Genomic DNA, 15841 nt, shown 5'->3' with positions numbered 1-15841 from the left:
CCGCACCCCTCAACGGAAGGACCCTGCATGCCCCAACTTTGGGCCGGTATCGACGCCGGCAAGACCGAACACCACTGCGTCGTCATCGACGCCAACGGAACCAAGCTGCTCTCGCAACGGTTCAAGAACCGAGAAGCGGCGATCCTGACCCTGATGGGAGATGTCGCGTCCTTGCCGGGCGGCACAGACGTCGCCTGGGCGACGGACCTGAACCACGGCGGGACGGGGCTGTTGCAGTCGCTCCTCAGCTCGCATGCGCAGCCGCTGTTCTACATCTCGGGCCGGATAGTGCACCACGCCTCGGGCGCGTACCGGGGTGAGGCGAAGACGGACGCGAAGGACGCGGTCATCATCGCCGACCAGGCGCGGACCCGTCGAGATGTGACGCTGATGCGTCAGGCCGACGAGGTCACCGCGGAGCTGCGCCTGCTCTCGGCGCGCCGGGAGGATCTGGTGCACGATCGCACCCGGGCCGTGAACCGGCTGCGCGCCATCCTGGTCCACTACTTCCCGTCGCTTGCGGGGGCGTTCAACTACGCGACGACCAGGGGACCGTTGGTGCTGCTCACCCGGTACGCGACCCCCGGAGCGATCCGGCGGATGGGGGAGGCGCGGCTGGCGTCGTGGTTGAAGGGGCAGGGCTGCTGGAAGTCCGCGGCCGTGGCGAAGGCAGCGGTCGACGCTGCTCGCGAGCAGACGTCAGTCGTCGTGGGGGAGGGGGCAGCAGCGCGGCTGGTCAGCCGGTCCGCGCGTGATCTGCTCCGCATCCGCGACGAGGTCGCCGAGCTCGACGCGGAGATCGACGCCGCTTTGCAGGACAGCAGGGCCGCGGATCTGCTGGTGTCCATCCCGGGGTTCGGGCGCAGGCTCGCCGCGGATTTCCTCGCCGCGACCGGTACCGACCTCGCCGCGTTTGAGACGCCTGACAGGCTGGCCAGCTTCGCCGGTCTCGCCCCGGTGCCGCGCGATTCCGGGAAGATCTCCGGCAATCACCACCGGCCACGGCGTTACGACCGGCGGCTGTTGAACGCCTGCTTCCAGGCAGCGTTCATCGCGTCGAGAAACTGCCCGGTCTCGCGCTCGTTCTACGAACGGAAACGCCACGAGGGGAAGTCGCACAAGCAGGCGCTGATCGCTCTCGCGCGGCGCCGCATCAACGTCATCTGGGCGATCTTCCGTGACCAGACCACCTACAACCCCACCCCGACCCGGCCGAACGACCCCGTCACCCCACTTCCGCAGCACGGTCCAGATTCGCTATTGAGGAAGAGAACCGCTCCCGCTCTCGCGGCCGTTTGAAGCGTCCGGGCGAGCTCGGCCTGGATCCGGGCTGCGGGCACCCCTTGGAGCTCCCATCGGTCTTCGCGGAGGTCGCGCTCGTTCGGCGGGTGGACCCGTCAGTGGCGACGAGGAGGGATCGGGTGATGGTGTTCTGCATGAGGCCGGTGAGGGTGCATCGATGATGCTCATCGCGCGCCTCCGAGCCAGAGTCCTGTTGCTGCGGCGATGACGCTGAGGAGGAGCGTGCCGAGGGCGTTGGTGGCGGAGGCGAGGCGGCGTCTTTCGGCGAGGAGGCGGACGGTTTCGAGGCTGGCGGTGGAGAAGGTGGTGTAGCCGCCGAGGAAGCCGGTGCCGAGGACGAGTCGCCACGGCTCGGGGGCGAGGCCTGCGAGGGCGAGGCCGGTGATCAGGCCGAGGAGGAGTGATCCGGTGACGTTGATGACGGTGGTGCCCCAGGGGTAGGCGCCGCCGGTGCGGGCTTTGATGAGCCCGTCGAGGAGGAGCCGTGTTGCGGCTCCGATTCCGCCGGCGAGGGAGAGCGCGAGGAACAGTGCGGGTGTCATGCCGGCACCTTCCTCTGCGTGCGTCGCGGGTGGAGTGCTGCGGCGAGGGCGATTCCGGTCCAGGACGCGAGGGCACCGAGGAGGACGGTGCCGAGCGCGTAGAGGGCGGCGGGTGCGGGGTGTCCTGTGGTGAGCAGGTGGGCGGTGTCGGTGGCGAGGGTGCTGTAGGTGGTGAAGCCTCCGAGCGCTCCGGTACCGAGTAGCAGCCGTGCGGTGCGGCGTCGGCCTTCGTCGCTGCCGGCTCTGGCGAGGCTCTCCAGGAGTACGCCGAGCAGGAGCGCGCCGACGATGTTGATGGCGAAGATGACGGTGTCGAAGGCGGGATCGGCGGGGAAGGTGAGGGTCAGGCCCTCCCGCGCCCCGGTCCCGACTGTGCCGCCGGCGGCGACGAGGAGGAGGTACCGGAGGCGCAGGTGCACGGGTCGTGGCGTCCCGTCGGGGGCGTCGTCGCCGTCGAGGTCGCTGTCGACCGGCAGCTCGGGGTCGGGGTCCGGGGGGCGGTGACGGTGGCGGTCGTCAGTCACGGGGAGTGGGACCTTTCGGGAGGGGGCGGGTCAGTGGGTGAGGCCGTAGTGCAGCGTGGGGTCGAGGTGTTCGATGTCGACGAGGCGGTTGTACTTCGCGACCCTCTCGCCGCGCGCGGGGGCGCCGGATTTGATCTGCCCGACTCCGGTTCCCACCGAGAGGTCGGCGATGAAGGTGTCGAGGGTCTCGCCGGAGCGGTGGGAGACCATGCAGCGCATGCCGGCGTCGTGCGCGGCCGCGATCGCGTCGAGGGTGCCGGTGATGGTGCCGATCTGGTTGGGCTTGATGAGTGCGGCGTTGGAGTAGCCGTTGCGGGCTCCGTCGCGGATGCGGTCGGCGTCGGTGACGTAGAGGTCGTCTCCCACGAGCTGCACCCGGTCGCTGATGGTGTGGGCGAGGAGGGCCCAGCCCTCGTGGTCGTCCTCGGCGAAGCCGTCCTCGATGCTGCGGATCGGGTAGTCGGCGATCAGCTTCTCGTAGTAGCGGGCGAGTGCGTCGCGGTCGAGGTCGGTGCCGGCGACGGTGTAGTGGCCGTCGCCGTGGAAGAAGCCGTTCGCGGCGGGATCCATCGCGATCGCGATGTCACTGGTGCCGGGCTGGTATCCGGCGTCGGTGATCGCTGTGACGAGGAGGTCCAGGGCGTCTTCGGGCCGGTCGATGGGGGGCGCGAAGCCGCCCTCGTCGCCGAGCCCGGAGGTGCCGTAGGCGGTGCGGACGCGGGCGGCGAGGGCGTGATAGATCTCGGCGCCGATCTGCACGGCTTCCTCCTCGGTGCTGGCGGAGACGGGGGCGATCATGAACTCTTGGAAGTCGAGGCCGTTCGCGGCGTGCGCGCCGCCGTTGATGACGTTGAAGTGCGGGACGGGCAGGGAGGCGGTCGCCTCGGTGTGATCGGCGATCCACCGGTGCAGGGGCAGGCCGGTGCGCGCTGCGAGGGCGCGGGCGGCTGCGATGGAGACGGCGACGACGGAGTTCGCTCCGAGGCGGGCGAGGTTCGCGGTTCCATCCAGTGCTCGCAGCGCTTCGTCGATCTCGCGAAGCGAGGTCCAGGAGTGCTCGAGCAGGAGGGCGCGGATCTCGCCGTCGACGGCCGCGACAGCGGAGCGGACTCCGCGTCCGCCGAACGCGGGGCCGCCGTCGCGCAGCTCGACCGCTTCGAACGCGCCGGTCGAGGCGCCCGCGGGGGCGGAGGCGTCCAGGACGGTGTCGTCGTCCAGACGCAGGGTGACGGCGACGGTCGGGAAGCCGCGGGAGTCGAGGATCTGCCGTGCGGCGACGTCGGTGATGACCAGCGGGTGTCCGGCGGGGTGGGTGACGTACTCGCCCGATCCGTGGATGCTGGTGCGGGTGTGGCTGATGTAGGCGTTCATCAGGTTCCTCCTTCGTGGGCGAGCGTGATCGCCGCCCGGTCGGCTCTTGCGGGGTCGAGGTAGCGTCCGCTCCTCGAGATCGGTGTCCCGGACGGCCCGGTGTCGTACAGGTACGGCTGACCGGTCGGGATGTTCAGATCGCGGACCGCGGCATCGTCGAGGTCCTCGAGAAGGGCGCGCAGCGCGCGCAGGGAGTTGCCGTGCCCGACGATGAGCACCGTCTCGCCCTCCTCGAGGGCGGGCAGGATGCGCTCCTCGAGGAGCGGCTGCAGTCGGTGGACGACGTCGCGCAACGACTCCGTCTCCGTCATCGCCTCGGCCGGCTGCCCACGGAACGCCGCGGACCTGTGCAGCTGCGCGAAGGCGGCGGCGGACAGAGCAGGCGGGCAGACGTCCATCGACCGGCGCCACTCCAGGAAGGCGTCGGCCCCGTACTGGGCTCTGACGGCGCTTTTGGACAGGCCGGTGAGCGCTCCGTAGTTGCGCTCGTTCAGCCGCCACTGGGCCGCGACGATCCGCGGCCGCACTGGAAGGGCGCCGGCGATGATCCGGGCCGATTCGGTGGAGCGTTGCAGGGTCGACGTGAGGATCAGATCGGGGTCGATCGATGCGTCCCTCAGTAGCGTCGCGGCCTGTCGCGCTTCGTCACGTCCGAGGTCGGTGAGGGGAACGTCGAGGACGCCGCAGAAGAGACCGTCGGCGTTGCCGGTGCTCTCACCGTGGCGCACGAGGACGAGCGGGGGATGCGCGGGCATGGGTCACCTACCTGGTCTCTGATCGAGAAGGTAGGAACCATCAGCCTCGGCGGCAGTTCGAGCTCACGCTCGGGCGGGATCCATCGCCACTGCCGTCAGCCTACGCCCGCACCTCGGTCAGGACCAGGGCAGCGGCTCCGAATCATCGACCGGGGAGAGGGGGATCATGAGGACCGGCCGGTGCTGACGGTGAGCGAGACGGGCGCCGACGGCGCCGGAGAAGACCTCCTGCACGGTGCGACGCAGAGACGGCTCCTTCGTGCCGACAATGATCATGACCGCATCGACACGGTCCGCGAGCGTCGCCAGAGCGTGTGCAACGTCACCGGCCATCTGATGCGTCTGCCACGGGACACGGTCACCGACGATCCGGTCAAGCCGCTCGAGGATCGCAGGATCGAACGGATCCTCGCTGCTGTCAGCGGCATCCGAATCTAACGGCATCGACCGCTCGACCAGCGGATCCTCCCCGAACTGCCCGTCGATGACGTACCGGCCCGTGTCCACCTGCACGAACTCCAACCGCCCCCCGAAACGCACGGCGAAGCGCAGCGCTTCCTGAATCACCGCTTCCGGCTGATCCGCCTGCACCCCGACCACGATCGCGTCCTCAGCCATCACGCGCACCTTTCCGATCCTCGTGCGCTCGGACGGAGAACAGTGACGCCGTACGGATCACAGTTGCTCCTATCTCCGCGCACACCACTGACAGAGATAGGGACTGTTGTCGACGTCGTCGAGGTTGGGTCCGGCGAGCCCCACCGCCGGAACGCACTGCGTTGATCTCAGTGTGCACCCGCGCCGCCCCGCCCGCACCTGCAGTCAGGTCGCCGTCCGCTGGAGCCAGTGGAGTGTCGCAGATGCACTGCGGGCGACACCGGTACCTTCCTCCCGGGTCTGGTCCCCGCCAGCTGCCCGCGCGTACACGCGCGGACGCTGCGGCGTACCCGAATCGCCTGCTACTGACCAAGCGCGCCTCGGGAACGAACGGCGGGATCACGCTCGACCCGACGATCGGGGTGTCGTCGAGGATGGCACGCGGTCGAACCGATCACCACGGAGACCACCGCGCGCGAGACGGTAAGAAGCAGCTCAGGCGCAAGGGGTCTCGGATCGTCGTTGTCGCGGTTCACTCACTGCATGGATGGTCTGCCCTTCGTTGTTCTCGTCGTCATCTTTCTCGCCGCCGCCGCAGTGGTGTGGATCGCCGGCATCCAGTTATCGAAGGCCACGGACGTTCTGGACGCGCGTCTGCACCTGGGGAGTGCGCTGGGCGGTCTGATCGTTCTCGCCGTCGCGACGAACCTGCCGGAGATCGCGATCACCGTGTCCGCCGCGCTCTCCGGGAACCTGGACGTCGCGGTCGGCAACATTCTCGGCGGCATCGCACTGCAGACCGTGGTCCTCGTCGTCCTCGACCTGTTCGGCAAGCGTGGAAAGGGTGCGAAGCCGCTCACCTACCGTGCCGCGTCCCTCACACTCGTGCTCGAGGGGCTCGTGGTCGTCGCGGTGCTCGCCGTCGTCATCGCCGGCAGTCAGCTGCCCTCCGGACTGGAAGTGCTGCGACTGACCCCGGACGTCGTCCTCATCGCCGGCCTCTGGGTCGTGGGGCTGCTGCTCGTGCAACGCTCCGGCAAGCACCTCCCCTGGCACGAGGACGGGCGGGCCCCCGACGCGACAGCATCCCCCGCGAAGAAGAAGACGCACCCGATGAGCACACGCAAGGCGACCATCGTGTTCACGATCTCCGCCGCGGCGACCCTCCTCGCCGGTGTCGTGCTCGAGCGCGCCGGTGATGCAGCATCCTCGCAGCTCGGTTTCTCAGGGGTGCTGTTCGGAGCCACCGTGCTCGCTCTCGCCACCTCCCTCCCCGAGATCTCGACCGGGCTGCAAGCCATCAAGCAGGGCGACGACAACCTCGCCATCAGCGACATCTTCGGCGGCAACGCCTTCCTCCCCGTCCTGTTCCTCGTCGCCACCGTCCTCTCCGGCACCGCAGTCCTCCCGCAGGCGAACTCGTCCGACATCTACCTCACCGCTCTCGCCGCCCTGCTCACCCTCGTCTACATCGTCGGACTGATCTTCCGACCCACCCGCCGCATCGCCGGCATGGGAATCGACTCGTTGATCGTGCTCGCGCTCTACACCGTCGGCATCGGCGGGCTCTTCGCCATCACCGCGAAATGACGTCCGCCGTGTGCAGATCGACCAGATCGCTGCAGCTGGAGCAGACACGGCCGCTGGCGTGATCGGCGTTGCGACGAGCCGTGCACCGGTCAGCGCATCTCGTGCGCGATCTCCAGGAACGCCGCCGCGGACGACCCGATGCGATCGGACCAGATGGCGCGGAGAGGTCGCACGAGTGCTGGTCCGCGGAGGGGCACTCGTATCAGTGAGCGCGCGGCGAGATCTGCTTCGACGGTGAGGATGCTCATGACGGCGGGCGCGATGCCGGCGCGGGCGTTCGCTCGGATGATCGCCGTCGTCTCCAGGATCGCGGCGGGAGTCGTGGGTGCGAGCCCGGCGTCGTGGAGCCATGCTTCGAGGGTCGTCCGGGTGCCGGAGCCTTCCTCTCGTGTCAGCAGTGCGGTCCCGGCCAAGTCCTCGGCGCCGATACTCGCCGCGCGTGCCCAGGGGTGGTCCGGTGCGACGACGACAGCGAGTTCGTCCTCCGTGACCACGTGAGAGGAGAGCGTGGCCGTGGACGCCGGTGTCTCGACGAATCCGAGCTGCGCCGCACCGGATCGCACGAGCTCGGTGACCGTGGCTGAATTGCCGGCGATCAGCTGCACACTCACCTCGGGTGTGCGCTGTCGGAATTCGAGGAGCCAGCGTGGGAGCAGCAGTTCGGCGATCGTCTGCGACGCCGCGAGGACCAGTGAGCCGGTCGGCTGTCGCAGTGCTGCCGCGCCCGCCTCGAGGCGGCGGGACGCCTCGAGGACCGGGCCGGCCAGCTCGAGCACGAGCCGGCCCGCGTCGGTCATCAGGGACCCGGTCGGAGAGCGGCGCACGAGCGGCTGCCCGATGGCGCGCTCCGCGACCCGCAGACGCGCCGAGACGGCCTGCTGGGTGACGCCGAGGTCTTCGGCGGCACGGGAGAGCGAGCCCGCCTCGGCGATGCGTTCGAGCACCTCCAGCGTGTCGAGATCCAGGATCCGGTCCGTCAATCGCCGCGTCGTCACAAGCACTCATTGTGCCCCGCCAACACGATCGCTGTATCGGCTGGTGCCGGCGATGCTCAGGCTGGAGTCATGACAACCTCTTCCCTCACCCGCGCATCTTCCTCGATCGGGCATCCTCCGCGGTCGAGGCGCTTGTTCCGGGAGTTGGAGCATCCGGGACTGATCGTGTCGAACCTGACGCCGAACTGGTTCGCGTCGATCATGGGCACCGGCATCGTCGCGGTCGCCGCCGCGTCCCTGCCACTCCAGTTCCCCGGACTGCGGACCGGGGCCACCGTCGTCTGGGCGATCGCCGCGCTGCTGCTTGTCGCGCTGACGGTCGCGACCGGGCTGCACTGGGTCCGCTACCGCGCTACAGCGGTGAGGCACCACCTGAATCCGGTGCTTTCGCACTTCTACGGCGCGCCTCCCATGGCGTTTCTCACCGTCGGCGCGGGAACCCTCCTCCTCGGCAAGGACTGGATCGGCCTGCCGGCCGCTGTCACCATCGACTGGGTGCTCTGGGGTGCGGGGACTCTCGGCGGGCTGGTGACGGCGGTCCTGGTGCCCTACCTCGCGTTCACCCGGCATGAGAACAAGCCCGATTCGGCGTTCGGCGGCTGGCTGATGCCGATCGTTCCGCCGATGGTGTCCGCTTCCACCGGCGCATTGCTGCTGCCGTACGCGCCCGCCGGGCAAGCGCGGGAGACGCTCCTGTGGTCCTGCTACGGCTTCTTCGGCCTCAGCCTGATCGCGTCGCTGGTGGTGATCACCCTGATCTGGAACCGGCTCGCGCAGCACAAGGTCGGAGCGGCGGGGATGGTGCCGACACTGTGGATCGTCCTCGGTCCGGTCGGACAGTCGATCACCGCTGTGAATCTGCTCGCCTCGAACGCGCCCACCGTCGTGGACGCCGGCATGGCGCGTGCGCTGCTGGTCGTGGCTCTGGTGTACGGCTTCGCGATGCTCGGCTTCGCGCTGCTCTGGACCGTCATCGCCCTCGCGATCACCCTCCGCACCGCGAAGGAGCACCTGCCCTTCAGTCTGACGTGGTGGTCGTTCACGTTCCCCGTCGGCACCTGCGTCACCGGACTGAACGGCCTCGCCCTGCACTCCGGTCTCACGGTCGTCGCCGGTCTCGCCGTGCTCTACTACGTCGGCCTGGTCGCCGCGTGGATCATCGTCGCCGCCCGCACCTTCCACGGTTCCGTGATCCGCGGCACCCTGCTCGCACCACCGCGACCGGCCTGACCGGGATCGAGGACCATCGTGGACATCCGAACCCTGAACGCCCTCGCCGAGACCTGGCGGAGTACCGCGGACGCGACCGGACGCTTCGTTCCGGGCTTCGATCCCCGCTCCGGCGGCACCGCCAGTCGCGTCCTGGTGCTGATGCAGTCACCCGGCCCTCGGACGATCGCCGCGGGATCCGCTGCCGTCTGCAGTGAAGACAACCTCGGGCCCACCGCCGCCGCGTTCCGGGCGGCCCGCATCGAGTCCGGACTCTCCCGCGACCACTACCTCCGATGGAACCTCATCCCGTGGGAGATCCCTGGCCGCGTCCGCCCCGCGGACATCGAGCAGGGCCGGCTCGCGCTCGGTGAGCTGCTGGAGCTGCTGCCCGCGCTCGAAGCCGTCGTCACCTACGGGACCGTGGCGCTCGACGGGGTCATGCGCTACCTGACCCTGCACGATGATCCCCGCGTCGTCCCCGTCCTCGCGGCACCGCACCCCTCACCGGCCAACGGACGTCACCGCGCCGACCAGCACCTCCGCTCCGTGAACGCGCTCCGCCTCGCGAATCGTCTGGGATCCGGTCGGCGACTCGCAGACTGACGGCACTGAAGGCAGACGTCCGCGGCTCGGTCGGCACCGGTCCTCGTGACCGATGAGGCGCTGATCTCAGACGGTCCCCGTCCTCGGACCGCTGACGGGACCGGCCTGGTCGTCCACGATGTCGACGGTGTACGCCGCGCCGTGCTCGAGCGTGTGGCCGACGGTGCACTGACGGTCGACCGCCCGGCGGGTGCGCTCGGACAGTGAGGCGATCCGCTCGGGATCGAGCGCCGACAGGTCGGCGCGGATCACGGCGGTGATCGAGTCGTAGCGGTCCTCGCCCTCGGGCTTGGTCGCGGTGATGTCGGTGGTCGCTTCGAAGTCGGCTCCGAGACGGCTGGCGAGGAGGTGGTCCGAGGAGAGCATGCCGCAGGCGGCGAGGGCGAGGTGCAGCAGCTCGCCGGGCGAGAACACGCCGTCGGCCTCCGACCCGCCGATGCGGACCTCGGCTCCTCGCGCGTTGCGGCCGATGAAGCTTCTCGGGCCCTCGCGGGTGATGTGCAGCGGCGTGGTCTCGGTGCTCATGGTCTGCTCCTGTCCGGTGTCCGCGGCACCGCGGGCAGTGGCGGTGTCTCCTGAGGGTGGGCGGTGTCTCAGGTGTCGGTGCGGACGAGGGGGGTGTTCGTGCCGCGGACCCTGATGTCGACGCCGGTGATCTCCGATCGGGCGATGCCCGTGGACGCCGCCAGGTCGACGGCGCGCTGCCCGGCCGCCGTCCAGGTGGCGACGGTGATCGTGCTGCCGTCTGTGCGGGTGATCACGAGTTCGTACTCCGCGTCGGCGGGCGCATCACCACTGTAGGTGCAGCTCCACTCCAGCCGGGTGCCCCACGGCTTCCCCTCGACCTGGATGTCCGCAGCGAGAGCGGGATCCGCCGCGATCGGGTCCATCGGTTCCAGGGTCGCCTCGCTCGCCACGGGAGCGCCCGCGATGCCCGTGCCCAGTGCGACCCCGCCCAAGACGGAGGCGGTCACGGCGGCCGCGACGGCGAGGGACGTCACCAGCCGGCGCCGACGTCGGCGCGTCCGGACACGGTGAGCGATGGCGGGCAGCGTCACCACAGACGGCGGCGCCTCCTCGCCGTCGTCCGATGCGCTGATGGCGAGAGCGTCCTCGACCGAGAGGCGACCGACGATCCCGGGCAGTCCTGCCAGCTCTGCCACGGCCGCGCGGCAGGCCGCGCAGCCGCTGAGGTGCTGCTCGTACTCGAGTCGCTGATCCGCGGGGAGAGCGCCGAGGACGTAGGACGCGTCCCAGTCGCGGTACTCGTCCTCCATCGCAGAGCTTCCGTGGTGGTCGTTCATCGGGTGACGCCCCTTTCCTGCAGAGCCAGTCGCAGACCGCGCAGTCCGTAGTGCAATCGAGATTTCGCTGTTCCCTCGGGGATGGAGTGCCGGCGGGCGATCTCGGGGACGGTGTGTCCGAGGAAATACGCGTCCACCACGATCTGACGATGCTCCACCGACAGCGATGCGAGAGCGTCGGCGACGAGGATGCTGTCCAGGACCGCGTCGGTGCGATCGGGGACGGCGCCGCCGCCGTCCTCGTCCTTCGCCGGCACCTCGCGTCGGCTCCGAGCGGATCGGGCGTCGTCGATGACGAGGTTGCGGGCGACGGTGAACAGCCACGCGCGAGCGGCGTCGGCGTCACGTTCGAGGACCTGCGGGCGCTGCCAGGCCCGGACCATCGTCTCCTGCACGACGTCCTCCGTCAGCGCCGCGTTCCGAGTGAGGTTCTGCACGAAGCGCCGCAACGCCGGGCCGTGACTCTCGTACAGCGCCGCCAGGAGCTCATCGACGGGGCGGGGCACAGTGCTCACCGCCTCGAAGCGCCACAGCGCGCTCCCTCATCACGGTTGCTTCGATCACTGCCGGTCATCCCTTTCCGTCCTTGCCTGTCGAGAACCGGCGACCCGCCCGGGCGATGCGCTTCGCTGCCCGCGGGGACGGGTCGCCGTCGCATCAGGACGCCGGGGTGGCGGTGCTCATGGCCGCGGCTTCCTTGTTCATCGTGCCGTCAGGGAGGAGGACGTACCAGGCGTCCTTCACACCCTGCCCGTTGACCTGGCCCGGCGCGGTGTCCTTCGCGAACCGGTAGACCGGCCATCCGTCGACGGTCAGCTGGGTCGTCCCGTCGGTGCGCGTGATCGAGCCGACCTCTCCGGTGATCCCGTCCGCTGCGGTCGTGCTGGACGCCGACACGGCAGGCCAGGTCGTGGCGCACTCGTCGTAGCAGCTGCTGCTGCCCGAGTTCTGCGTGTCCTTCGTGAACGTGTAGACGGTGTAGCCGGCCTCGTCCGTGATGACCTCGCCCAGCGGCGAGGACGCCGTCGTGAGAGCCGCCGTCTCAGCGGAGGCGGTCGCGGTGGAGGAGGCCGTCGCGGTGGCGGAGGGGCTGTCGGCCGGCGCTTCCGACGAGGCGGCCGAGCCGGCGGCCGTCGAGCATCCGGCGAGAAGGACGGCGGCGAACGCCGCAGTCGTCACAGTGGTCGCGATTCGCTTGAGCATGATGCCTCCTGTAGTGCGGGGGCCGAGGTGGTCCCACCGAGGACACGACACAGCAGTCGCGGACGTTCAACGAGGCGAGAAGATCGCTGGGAGAGCATCCGCGCGGCGGGCGGCTTCAGCGAGAGCGATGATCCGTTGCGCGCTCCTTCGCGTGAAGGCCCGAGGCAGCGCTCTGCTCTCCATCCCCGCGCAGACCGAGGCGAACGAGCACGCAGACCGCCAGGGAACGGTGCCCGCGGCCTTACTGCTGAGGATCCGGGCCACCTCGTCAGGTGGGATCGGGCGTCGCTGTATCGCCACGAGGCGGACGCCACTCGGCGCGCTCCTGCTCAAGAGCAGACAGCCTCCCAGTAGAGGCTCGTCCTCTGGCCGATCGAACCCCCTCGGCGGAAGTCTCCGCGAGCAAGCGGACGCCGACCTCGGTCGGCGCTGTGGTGTGCGCTGCGCGCATTTCTGCCTGGAAGCCTTCGGCAGCGTACGGGCCTCCGGCGTCCACGCAAGCCGCTGCGCGGCCGGCTCCTCCGAGGTTCTCGCCACGCGGTCGCTGCGCTCCCTCACATCGCGCCGACAACCTCTCCTCCGCCGCCCTTCGGGTTGCGCTCCCGCCTCCGACCCTGCTCGGCACTACGTGCCTTCCAAGCAAAAAACGCTGGGAGAGAAGGAAGAACAGGCGAGCCAGACCACCCCCCTGGCTTGACAAACCTGATTGAGAATCACGGCAAAAAACGTGGGGGAGAGGCGAAGAGAGGACAGATCATGAACACCACCACCACTCCCACGATGCAGCCGCTGACCCTTCCTGAGGCGCTGGCCGAGTTCGTGTCCGTGTTCTCGCACGGGGAGCTAGCCGATGACCTGGCCCCGCGGCTGACCTGCGGTGAGGTCGACGCGCTGGCTGGACTCCTGCGAGCATTTGGACGAGACGAGGCCGCGGACCTGTGGATCACGGAGCACTCGACCGACGACGACGAGTGCGATGCCCACCACCCGGAAGGAGAGTGAGACTCGTGGCGCTGGTTGTCTACTCGAAGCCGTCGTGCGTGCAGTGCACCATGACCTACCAGGTGCTCGAGAAGAAGGGCGTCGAATACACCGTCGTGGACATCACCACAAACCCCGCAGCTCTCGCGTACGTCACGGAGGAGCTGGGATACTCCGCCGCCCCCGTGGTCGTCGCGAGCGACCAGGACCACTGGTCGGGCTTCCGCCCCGACCTCATCGAGAAGCACGCAGCATGACCGGCCCGGACGCCTCGAGTGACGAGTACCGGGCCGGGTATCTCGCTGGGCGGGCCGATCGGCAGGGAGAGATCGACGCGCTCGACTTTCTGGCCGATCGGCTCTACCGCGCCGCTTACGGCGACGAGCGACGCCTTCCGGCCTACGCTTCGACGCGCGCTGAGCTCGAACAGCGCAGAGCGCTGTCCGAGCCGCCGGTCGAGGTCACCCGGCGCGACGCTCTGGCGTCCTGGGGCATCGAGCCGGCCCCCGTCGACACCCCTGCGGCTGCCGCCGCGGGGGAGATCCCGTCGACGTCGACGGGACGAACGAACCGCACGAGCAGGAGACGACAGATGAGCACGAGGACCATCACCGGCAATCTCGCCGCCGACCCCGAGGCGGTACAGGCGGGCCGCGTGCAGATCGTGAAGCTGCGCGTGATCGAGAACACCGGAGAGTTCCGCGGGGGAGAGTGGACCGCGCACGAGGCGCCGACGACGCACTTCGTGGAAGCGAAGTTCGAGCTGGGCGAGCACGTGCTCACCTCCCTCCACAAGGGCGACGCCGTGATCGTCGTCGGCTACGAGCGCACCGTCGCCTGGGGCGAGGGCGAGAACCGCCGCACCGGCCGTGTCCTCGAAGCCGACGCCATCGGCCCCAACCTCACCCGCGCGACCGCCGTTATCACCACGACCGCGAGCCGCCGCGCCGCGGCGACCGCGGCGGAGTAGGCCGCCCGCTCACTTCTCGACGCGGAGCACGTAGAGGATGACGTGATCCTCCGGGATCGCTGCGCGCACTTCCGCGATCGCCGCGGCGCTCGTCGCCGCGCTGCTGCGCACCACCGTTGATGCCGATTCCGCGCGCGTCCGGTGTGCCAGCTCCCACATGCCTCCATCGTCGCACTGGCCGAAATCCGCCGAACTCATCCACTCATTACTTCCAATGAGTAAATGACGCGATGAGTATTCGGTACGCGGTGCTCGCGCAGGGGAGTGGCAGGCGAGCCGGCGCCGCCGGCTCGTGAGGGGTGACCCCTCACACTCCCCGGCCTCCCGTTCCGGGGCGCGAGCTGCACTCGCGTAGCGGCGACGGAGCGCCGCGAGTCGGAGGCCGCTGCGCGGCCCATTCCACCCGTTTTCTTCACCTCTCCGCGGTCTCAACCTATTTCGCTCCATCGGCTCCGTGCCACCGCGATCGGACGCGCCCTGCGGGCTTTTTTCGCCCGATCGCGGCGTCACTGCGCCGCCTCCACTCAAACGGTTCTTCCCGCCGGAGAGGCAAAGAAAAACGATCAGCCAGAGGGAGACACACCATGAGCCAGCAGCGCGGCACCCGTACCGAGGTCATCAAGAGCGAGCACCACGGACCCGGGGCGGAGGGCATCAGCCGGACCGCCCGTCAGGTGGTCATCGTCGGCGCCGGTGGTCGCGACCCGGTGACCGAGCAGACCCCCGCCGTGCACCTGGTCACCCGCGAGGGCCGCGCGGGGCTTCCCGGGGTGACGCTGCAGCACTTCGAGCCCGTGGAGGCGCTGCCCGCGGATCGCGTCGGCTACATGGCCTCCGGCGCCTACGTCGTCGTGCCGGTCGACGTCGCGCGAGCGCTCGACCTGTTCCCGGCCGCGTACGCGCTGCACGACCGCAGCGAGACGCCCGCCGACTACCGCGCCAACGACTGACCCCCCCGAGACGAGAAGGAGACAGAGCATGCTCACCATCACCCACACCCCCGAAGCCGGAACGATCATCGAGGGCACCAGCCGCGGCGACGGCACCGCCGAGATCCTGAAGGCGTCCGGCTGGCGCTGGAGCCGCTCCATCAGCGCCTGGTACGTCCCGCAGTCCCGCGACCGCCTCCCGAAGTGGTCGACCATCAACCGCGCCGCGACCGCCCTGCGCGACGCCGGACACGAGGTCACCATCGAGGCCGACGAGACATTCCGTTCCACCGCGGAGGCGGAGGCGGCGACCATCGAGCGCCAGGCCGCCCGGGTCGACGCGCTCGACGCGAAGGCCGACCGCCGCACCGCGGACGCCGACACCGCCGACGCGGCCGCGCGACGCGCGTTCGACCGGCTCCCCGAGGGTGGCGAGCCGATCAAGATCGGCCACCACTCCGAGACGCGGCACCGCAACGCGATCGAGAAGGCCCACAACGCGATGGGCCGCAGCGTCGAGGCCGACCGCGAGGCCACCCGCGACCGCGCCCGCGCCGACGTCGCCGCCGGGACCACCGAATCCCGCTACGCGCCCGCGATGGTCGCTCGCCGGATCGACCGGCTCGACACAGACATTCGCGGCTACACGCGGAAGATCGAGGGCAGCTCGCACAACTTCGGCGGCGGCTACATCGAGACGACCACCCCCGCGACCGGCGCTGACCGGGAGCGGCTGCTCACCCAGCGGGCGCAGCTCGAGGACCAGCGCGACTACTGGTCGGACGTCCGCGAGGCGCAGGCCGCCGCGGGACAGGTCACGATCCACAGCCGCGGCACGATCGCCAAGGGCGACGCGATCAAGCACAAGTTCGGGTGGAGCCTCGTCACCCGCGTGAACCCCAAGACCGTGACCGTCGCCCTGGACTGGAACGCCGGAACGCGCGCCTACTCCGTCGCCTACGC

The 15841-nt window shown here is 69.7% G+C and carries 20 protein-coding genes and 1 riboswitch; of the genes, 9 read left to right on the top strand and 11 right to left on the bottom strand.

Translation table 11 applies throughout. From position 1 onward, the window contains the following. Positions 1–27 precede the first annotated feature (27 nt). Complete coding sequence (locus MT355_RS19385; RefSeq protein ID WP_243600779.1) at positions 28–1299, top strand: IS110 family transposase; 1272 nt, start codon at positions 28–30, stop codon at positions 1297–1299. Between the two features lie 167 nt (positions 1300–1466). Here MT355_RS19385 and crcB read toward each other — a convergent pair whose 3' ends face one another. From crcB to MT355_RS19360, 5 genes are all read right to left on the bottom strand, one after another. Then, positions 1467–1844: a fluoride efflux transporter CrcB gene (gene crcB, locus MT355_RS19380; RefSeq protein ID WP_159983145.1), complete on the bottom strand. Its 378-nt coding sequence runs from the start codon at positions 1842–1844 to the stop codon at positions 1467–1469. Continuing rightward, positions 1841–2368 (bottom strand): CrcB family protein, encoded by a 528-nt coding sequence (locus MT355_RS19375; RefSeq protein ID WP_243600778.1) that lies wholly within the window; start codon positions 2366–2368, stop codon positions 1841–1843. The genes crcB and MT355_RS19375 overlap by 4 nt, the downstream gene beginning before the upstream one ends. 30 nt (positions 2369–2398) lie before the next feature. Beyond that, the gene (gene eno, locus MT355_RS19370) at positions 2399–3739 is read right to left on the bottom strand and encodes a phosphopyruvate hydratase (RefSeq protein ID WP_159983146.1); all 1341 of its coding nucleotides are present in this window, start codon (positions 3737–3739) and stop codon (positions 2399–2401) included. Beyond that, a complete protein-coding gene (locus tag MT355_RS19365) occupies positions 3739–4494 on the bottom strand; it encodes a 2,3-diphosphoglycerate-dependent phosphoglycerate mutase (protein WP_159983147.1) in 756 nt (251 codons plus the stop codon). Before MT355_RS19365 ends, eno begins: the two co-directional genes overlap by 1 nt. A gap of 24 nt (positions 4495–4518) precedes the next feature. Further along, a riboswitch (Fluoride riboswitch) is annotated at positions 4519–4591 on the bottom strand. A gap of 20 nt (positions 4592–4611) precedes the next feature. Next, complete coding sequence (locus MT355_RS19360; protein WP_243600777.1) at positions 4612–5112, bottom strand: universal stress protein; 501 nt, start codon at positions 5110–5112, stop codon at positions 4612–4614. A 522-nt stretch (positions 5113–5634) separates the two neighbouring features. On the opposite strand from MT355_RS19360, the gene MT355_RS19355 reads away from it, so the two are divergent. Further along, positions 5635–6681, top strand: a complete 1047-nt coding sequence (locus MT355_RS19355; protein ID WP_159983149.1) for a sodium:calcium antiporter — start codon at positions 5635–5637, stop codon at positions 6679–6681. Between the two features lie 89 nt (positions 6682–6770). Here the strand turns inward: MT355_RS19355 and MT355_RS19350 are convergent, their stop codons facing one another. Continuing rightward, positions 6771–7661: a LysR family transcriptional regulator gene (locus tag MT355_RS19350; RefSeq protein ID WP_243588141.1), complete on the bottom strand. Its 891-nt coding sequence runs from the start codon at positions 7659–7661 to the stop codon at positions 6771–6773. A 180-nt stretch (positions 7662–7841) separates the two neighbouring features. On the opposite strand from MT355_RS19350, the gene MT355_RS19345 reads away from it, so the two are divergent. Both MT355_RS19345 and MT355_RS19340 read left to right on the top strand, forming a co-directional pair. After that, positions 7842–8906 carry a TDT family transporter gene (locus MT355_RS19345; protein ID WP_243588142.1) on the top strand — a complete coding sequence of 355 codons (1065 nt, stop codon included), beginning with the start codon at positions 7842–7844 and terminating at the stop codon, positions 8904–8906. 18 nt (positions 8907–8924) lie between these two features. Next, a complete protein-coding gene (locus tag MT355_RS19340) occupies positions 8925–9491 on the top strand; it encodes a uracil-DNA glycosylase family protein (protein WP_243588143.1) in 567 nt (188 codons plus the stop codon). Positions 9492–9557: 66 nt separating this feature from the next. Here MT355_RS19340 and MT355_RS19335 read toward each other — a convergent pair whose 3' ends face one another. The 4 genes from MT355_RS19335 to MT355_RS19320 form a co-directional block, all read right to left on the bottom strand. Then, positions 9558–10016, bottom strand: coding sequence for an OsmC family protein (locus tag MT355_RS19335; RefSeq protein WP_133961397.1), 459 nt, complete (start codon positions 10014–10016; stop codon positions 9558–9560). 68 nt (positions 10017–10084) lie between these two features. Next, positions 10085–10795, bottom strand: coding sequence for an anti-sigma factor (locus MT355_RS19330; protein WP_159983152.1), 711 nt, complete (start codon positions 10793–10795; stop codon positions 10085–10087). Further along, the gene (locus MT355_RS19325; protein WP_056865923.1) at positions 10792–11301 is read right to left on the bottom strand and encodes a sigma-70 family RNA polymerase sigma factor; all 510 of its coding nucleotides are present in this window, start codon (positions 11299–11301) and stop codon (positions 10792–10794) included. Before MT355_RS19325 ends, MT355_RS19330 begins: the two co-directional genes overlap by 4 nt. 151 nt (positions 11302–11452) lie before the next feature. Beyond that, complete coding sequence (locus MT355_RS19320) at positions 11453–11998, bottom strand: hypothetical protein (protein WP_056865924.1); 546 nt, start codon at positions 11996–11998, stop codon at positions 11453–11455. A 756-nt stretch (positions 11999–12754) separates the two neighbouring features. On the opposite strand from MT355_RS19320, the gene MT355_RS19315 reads away from it, so the two are divergent. From MT355_RS19315 to MT355_RS19305, 3 genes are all read left to right on the top strand, one after another. Continuing rightward, positions 12755–13000, top strand: a complete 246-nt coding sequence (locus MT355_RS19315) for a hypothetical protein (protein WP_243600776.1) — start codon at positions 12755–12757, stop codon at positions 12998–13000. Between the two features lie 5 nt (positions 13001–13005). Beyond that, entirely contained in the window at positions 13006–13236 is a 231-nt protein-coding gene (nrdH, locus tag MT355_RS19310) for a glutaredoxin-like protein NrdH (RefSeq protein ID WP_243600775.1), read from the top strand. Between the two features lie 335 nt (positions 13237–13571). Beyond that, positions 13572–13949, top strand: a complete 378-nt coding sequence (locus MT355_RS19305) for a single-stranded DNA-binding protein (RefSeq protein WP_243600774.1) — start codon at positions 13572–13574, stop codon at positions 13947–13949. A gap of 9 nt (positions 13950–13958) precedes the next feature. Here the strand turns inward: MT355_RS19305 and MT355_RS19300 are convergent, their stop codons facing one another. Beyond that, positions 13959–14108 carry a hypothetical protein gene (locus MT355_RS19300; protein WP_243600773.1) on the bottom strand — a complete coding sequence of 50 codons (150 nt, stop codon included), beginning with the start codon at positions 14106–14108 and terminating at the stop codon, positions 13959–13961. Between the two features lie 425 nt (positions 14109–14533). On the opposite strand from MT355_RS19300, the gene MT355_RS19295 reads away from it, so the two are divergent. Then, a complete protein-coding gene (locus tag MT355_RS19295) occupies positions 14534–14899 on the top strand; it encodes a hypothetical protein (protein WP_243600772.1) in 366 nt (121 codons plus the stop codon). 28 nt (positions 14900–14927) lie between these two features. After that, positions 14928–15841 (top strand): DUF3560 domain-containing protein (locus tag MT355_RS19290; RefSeq protein ID WP_243600771.1); only part of this gene is annotated, 914 nt, incomplete at its 3' end.

It is taken from the genome of Rathayibacter sp. VKM Ac-2929, from assembly GCF_022815495.1.
Classification (GTDB): Bacteria; Actinomycetota; Actinomycetes; order Actinomycetales; family Microbacteriaceae; genus Rathayibacter; species Rathayibacter festucae.
Note: the sequence above shows the minus strand (reverse complement) of the source record. Positions and strands in the feature narration are given on the sequence as shown.

Coding starts and splice junctions, on each gene's coding strand:
- MT355_RS19385 (WP_243600779.1), top strand. CDS start 28: ATGCCCCAACTTTGGGCCGGTATCGACGCCGGCAAGACCGAACACCAC.
- crcB (WP_159983145.1), bottom strand. CDS start 1,844: ATGACACCCGCACTGTTCCTCGCGCTCTCCCTCGCCGGCGGAATCGGA.
- eno (WP_159983146.1), bottom strand. CDS start 3,739: ATGAACGCCTACATCAGCCACACCCGCACCAGCATCCACGGATCGGGC.
- MT355_RS19365 (WP_159983147.1), bottom strand. CDS start 4,494: ATGCCCGCGCATCCCCCGCTCGTCCTCGTGCGCCACGGTGAGAGCACC.
- MT355_RS19360 (WP_243600777.1), bottom strand. CDS start 5,112: ATGGCTGAGGACGCGATCGTGGTCGGGGTGCAGGCGGATCAGCCGGAA.
- MT355_RS19355 (WP_159983149.1), top strand. CDS start 5,635: ATGGATGGTCTGCCCTTCGTTGTTCTCGTCGTCATCTTTCTCGCCGCC.
- MT355_RS19335 (WP_133961397.1), bottom strand. CDS start 10,016: ATGAGCACCGAGACCACGCCGCTGCACATCACCCGCGAGGGCCCGAGA.
- MT355_RS19330 (WP_159983152.1), bottom strand. CDS start 10,795: ATGAACGACCACCACGGAAGCTCTGCGATGGAGGACGAGTACCGCGAC.
- MT355_RS19320 (WP_056865924.1), bottom strand. CDS start 11,998: ATGCTCAAGCGAATCGCGACCACTGTGACGACTGCGGCGTTCGCCGCC.
- MT355_RS19315 (WP_243600776.1), top strand. CDS start 12,755: ATGAACACCACCACCACTCCCACGATGCAGCCGCTGACCCTTCCTGAG.
- MT355_RS19305 (WP_243600774.1), top strand. CDS start 13,572: ATGAGCACGAGGACCATCACCGGCAATCTCGCCGCCGACCCCGAGGCG.
- MT355_RS19300 (WP_243600773.1), bottom strand. CDS start 14,108: ATGTGGGAGCTGGCACACCGGACGCGCGCGGAATCGGCATCAACGGTG.
- MT355_RS19295 (WP_243600772.1), top strand. CDS start 14,534: ATGAGCCAGCAGCGCGGCACCCGTACCGAGGTCATCAAGAGCGAGCAC.